The sequence below is a fragment of the Catenibacterium sp. genome (assembly GCF_052354645.1).
Lineage (GTDB): Bacteria > Bacillota_I > Bacilli_A > Erysipelotrichales > Coprobacillaceae > Catenibacterium > Catenibacterium mitsuoka_A.
Genome location: NZ_DAWDDM010000152.1, coordinates 1 through 4,765 on the forward strand (window position 1 = coordinate 1; position 4,765 = coordinate 4,765).

The 4,765-nt window shown below is 35.5% G+C and carries 5 protein-coding genes and 1 pseudogene; all 6 read right to left on the reverse strand.

From position 1 onward, the window contains the following. Positions 1–52 precede the first annotated feature (52 nt). Positions 53–208, reverse strand: coding sequence for a hypothetical protein (locus ACT8VG_RS07395; RefSeq protein WP_217107338.1), 156 nt, complete (start codon positions 206–208; stop codon positions 53–55). 193 nt (positions 209–401) lie between these two features. Then, positions 402–1,355 carry an ABC transporter ATP-binding protein gene (locus ACT8VG_RS07400; RefSeq protein ID WP_217106670.1) on the reverse strand — a complete coding sequence of 318 codons (954 nt, stop codon included), beginning with the start codon at positions 1,353–1,355 and terminating at the stop codon, positions 402–404. Beyond that, positions 1,342–2,442, reverse strand: coding sequence for an ABC transporter ATP-binding protein (locus tag ACT8VG_RS07405; RefSeq protein WP_006504299.1), 1,101 nt, complete (start codon positions 2,440–2,442; stop codon positions 1,342–1,344). The genes ACT8VG_RS07400 and ACT8VG_RS07405 overlap by 14 nt, the downstream gene beginning before the upstream one ends. 2 nt (positions 2,443–2,444) lie before the next feature. Further along, positions 2,445–3,377: an ABC transporter permease gene (locus ACT8VG_RS07410; RefSeq protein ID WP_022426021.1), complete on the reverse strand. Its 933-nt coding sequence runs from the start codon at positions 3,375–3,377 to the stop codon at positions 2,445–2,447. Position 3,378: 1 nt separating this feature from the next. Then, positions 3,379–4,326 (reverse strand): ABC transporter permease, encoded by a 948-nt coding sequence (locus ACT8VG_RS07415; protein WP_006504301.1) that lies wholly within the window; start codon positions 4,324–4,326, stop codon positions 3,379–3,381. Positions 4,327–4,412: 86 nt separating this feature from the next. Then, positions 4,413–4,765: pseudogene (locus ACT8VG_RS07420) on the reverse strand (peptide ABC transporter substrate-binding protein); the annotation flags it as partial.

A 4,765-nucleotide genomic window follows, 5' to 3' on the forward strand; every position in this document is an offset into this window, starting at 1 on the left:
GCCACTTTAGATAGCAATATCTATTGGGGTTAAAGGTCGGAGGTGTAAACCGTTAATACGACTGGGCAGTTACAAGCCCATGACCTTTAGGTCGTGGGTAGTTGACCAGCCATGTTTTACCTACATGTCTTGCACCATGTATAATCATTGGCTTACGATTTAGCTTTTCTTTCCATTTGAATAATTTTTCTATTGCGTATCGATACATAGAGACACCTGCCTTATTATTCCTTTATATCACCTTTTCACATTTTTTACAGCGAAAAAATGTGTTATCACTACACTTTTTACAACGAAGAAATGTGCTACCACTACACTTTTTACAACGTAAAAGTGTAGTACCTCAACATTTTTTGAGCATAAAAAAGACTATCACACATAAGTGTCATAGTCTTTTGATGTTATAATTTGAAGTTTGCTGCATCTTTCTTGAACTGTTCAACATCTTCATCAGTGCCTAATACAAAGTGTGTTTCAGTAATCTGATGCTGAGTACCAGCTGCATAATCAAGACCGCTTGTTTCATAATCATAAGAGAATGATTTTCTTACCTTCTCTACTCTTGGGTTAGAATGAGGGATAGCAGATAATAATGATCTTGTATATGGATGGAGAGGATTACTAAAGATTTCATCTGCAGTTCCTGTTTCTACTAAGTGACCTAAATGTAATACACCAATTCTATCAGAGATGTATTTAACCATTGATAAGTCATGAGCGATAAATAAGTAAGCAGCACCTGTTTCTTTCTGCATCTTCTTCATTAGGTTTACAACCTGTGCCTGAATAGATACGTCTAGGGCTGAGATTGCTTCATCGGCAATAATTAGATCAGGGTTCATAATTAAGGCTCTTGCGATACCAATACGCTGTCTCTGACCACCAGAGAACTGGTGTGGGAAACGGTTAGCATGTTCTTTTGATAAACCTACCATTTCAAGAATCTTATAAACCTTTTCTTCTCTTTCTTTTTCATCTTTATAATCATGATGAATATCAAGACCCTGAGCAATAATATCAATAACCTTCTTACGAGGGTTTAAACAAGCCATTGGATCCTGGAAAATCATAGCCATCTTAGTACGTAATGTCTTAAGAGCTTTATTAGACATCTTACCAGTGATATCTTCACCTTCGAAAATAATCTGACCATCAGTTGGATCATATAATCTAATAATAGCACGACCAGTAGTAGATTTACCTGAACCAGATTCACCTACTAAACCATATGTTTCACCTGGCATGATTTTGAATGAAATACCATCAACGGCTTTTACAGTAAACTTTCTACTTGGATAGAAATACTGTTTTAAATTCTTGACTTCAAGAATTGGAGTCTGACTATTCTTGTCCATTACTTGGTACACCTTCTTTCATCATGTTATCGATTCTCTTTCTTAATGCTTCAGGCATTTCTACCTTTGGCGCATTTGGATGCATTAACCAGCTGGCTACCTTATGAGTTGTAGAACCTTCTACTTTGAACATAGGTGGTTCAATTCTCTTATCGATATTTAATGCATATTTATTACGTGGTGCGAATGCATCACCTTTGATTTCTTTTGTAACGTTTGGTGGTGAACCAGGAATTGTATATAATTCTGGATCATCAGTATTTAAATCAGGCATTGCTGATAAAAGACCCCAAGTATATGGATGTAAAGGTCTGTAGAAGATATCTTCGATAGAACCTGTTTCTACAATCTTACCTGCATACATAACGTTTACAAAGTCAGCTACCTTAGCAACTACACCTAAGTCATGTGTGATATAAATAACTGAAATACCTTTTTTCTTCTGTAAGTCCTGAATTAATTCAAGGATCTTAGCCTGGATAGTTACATCTAGGGCTGTTGTAGGTTCGTCACAGATTAATACATATGGATCACAAGATAAAGCGATTGCGATAACAACACGCTGTCTCATACCACCAGATAACTGATGAGGGTAGTTCTTCATACGTTTTTCTGCATTTGTGATTCCTACTTCTTCAAGAAGCTCTACAGCCTTTTTATATGCTTCTTCTTTAGATGTTCCATAATGATACATCATTGGTTCCATAATCTGTTTACCAATTGTCATTGTTGGGTCTAGAGAAGTCATTGGATCCTGGAAGACCATCGCAATCTTACGACCACGAATTTCCTTCTGGATTTCCTTTTCTGTCATCTTAGTAATATCTACTGTATGTTTTTCATCAGTATCTGGATCATGCCAAGTATAGTCGATTGAACCACTTTCAATACTACCATTCTTAGCTAAGATACCCATGATAGCTTTTGTAGTAACTGATTTACCTGAACCAGATTCACCTACAATCGCAATTGTTTCTCCTTTATAAAGGTCTAAGTTAACACCACGGATGGCATTCACTTTCTTACCTTCAATCTTAAAGGAGATATTTAAGTCTCTGATTTTTAAAATTCTTTCTCTGTCAGCCATAATTACATCTCCTTCATAGTAGGATCAAGTGCATCTCTTAAACCATCACCTAATAAGTTGAATCCTAACATTAATACTGCAAGGATAATAGCTGGGATAGTCATCTGAGTTGGATATACTGTGAATACTTCGAAACCTGAGTTGATCAAAGTACCAAGTGAAGCCTGAGGTACAGTTAAACCTAAACCAACGAATGCTAGATATGCTTCATAGAAGATTGCATTTGGGATAGTCATCATAGACATGATGATTAACTGACCAAAGATGTTTGGTAAGATTTCCTTGAATAAGATAAAGATATTGCTTGCACCTAATGTTCTAGAAGCAAGAATGAATTCATCTTCCTTGATTTTTAATACCTGTGCTCTTGTGATACGAGACATAGGAATCCATTCAGTGAAGATTAACGCAAGAATAACGGTATATAAAGAAGGCTTTAATACTGTTAAAAGAATAGTTAATACTACTAGTGTTGGGATAGAGTTGATGATTTCCTGAATTCTCTGAAGGACAGAGTCAATTAAACCACCAAAGTAACCAGAAATTAAACCATAAGTCATACCAACTACGATATCAATAACTACTGCAACTAATGCGATAATTAATGAAATACGAGTACCCTGCCAAGTTCTTACGAACAAGTCACGGCCATATTTATCAGTACCAAAGAAATGAGTACCATTTGGAAGAATATTCGCAATACTTGTATCAATTGCATCATATTTCCAATGAGAAATCATTGGTACAAAGATAGCAAGTAAAGCAATGATAATAATACAAGCTAAGCCAAAGATTGCACCTTTGTTCTGAGTAAAACGGTAAACAACGTCTTTCCAAGCAGGTCTTGCAGGAGCAACTTCATCAATGTTGATATTCTGTTTATCACCGATAAACTCAAAATCATCTGGCAAAAATTCATATTTCTTGTCATCCATCTTAGTTGTCCCCCTTTCCTAAACGGATACGTGGATCGATAATACCATAAGATACATCGATTACTAACATCATAACGATATACATGAATGCATATAAGAATGAACATGCAACGATGATGTTGTAGTCATTGGCACGAATACTGTTAATTAATAGCTTACCTAAACCTGGTACAGAACAGATCTGTTCTACTACCATTGTACCAGTCATCAAGTTAACTAGGATTGGACCTAAGATAGTGATTACTGGAATTAAGGCATTACGTAATGCATGCTTGAAGATTAATGTCTTACGATCTAAACCTTTAGCCATTGCAAGAGTCATATATTCACTATTTAATACAGAAATCATTTCTGTACGAGTGAAACGTGCTACGTTGGCAATAACGCTCATAGATAAAGCGATAACTGGCAATATAGATGAGAAGATTGGATTCATATCATCATACATTGTTGGTAAGATACGAAGATCATTACTGAACAAGATAACAAGTAATAATGCGAATACGAATGATGGGATAGATACACCTAAGATAGAAATAATAGTTGCGATTGTATCCCAAATAGTGTTCTTGTTTAATGCAGCAACGATACCAAGTAACATACCTACTAATGTACCTAAGATACATGCAGCGATACCATAAGCAAATGAAATCTTAGCTGCGTCAAATACTAATTCAGAAACATTCTGATCTTTGTATAAAACATAAGAAACACCGAAGTCGCCTGATAACATATTCTTTAAGTATGTACCATACTGTACAAGAACTGGCTTATCAAGACCATATTTTGCCATAATGACTTTCTGCTGTTCTGGACTCAACTTTTCTGAGTTGAATGGAGAACCTGGCATACAACGAGTCATAATGAACAGAACTGTTAGTATAACGAATAAAGTAATTGCGGAAATAAGCAATCTCTTTAAGATATACCTAATCATGGATTTATCCATATAAATATCACACCTTTCATTTAAAAAGAAGAACACATTATAGCAAGAGCTATAATGTGTTTATTCTCACTATGTTCTGTTTATTCTTATTTGATAGTTACGTATTTGAATGTATAAGGAACACCAACTGCTGAATGAACAACTCCTTTTACATTCTTAGCCTTTAATGCTGCAGCACCCTTTTCGAATACTGGAACATAAGCTAAATCATCAAGTGCAGTCTTTTCTACCTGAGTCATTAAGTCCCAACGTTTATTTAAGTCTGATTCAGCCTGAACCTGTTTCATTAATGAATCAACTTTAGCATTGCTGTACTTACCATAGTTATTCTGGTTACCAGTTAAGAATAAGTTCAAGTAAGTAGTTGGATCAGCATAGTCTGGACCCCAACGAGTACATACAACCTGGAAGTTACCATTTGCTTCTCTGTTGTAGATTC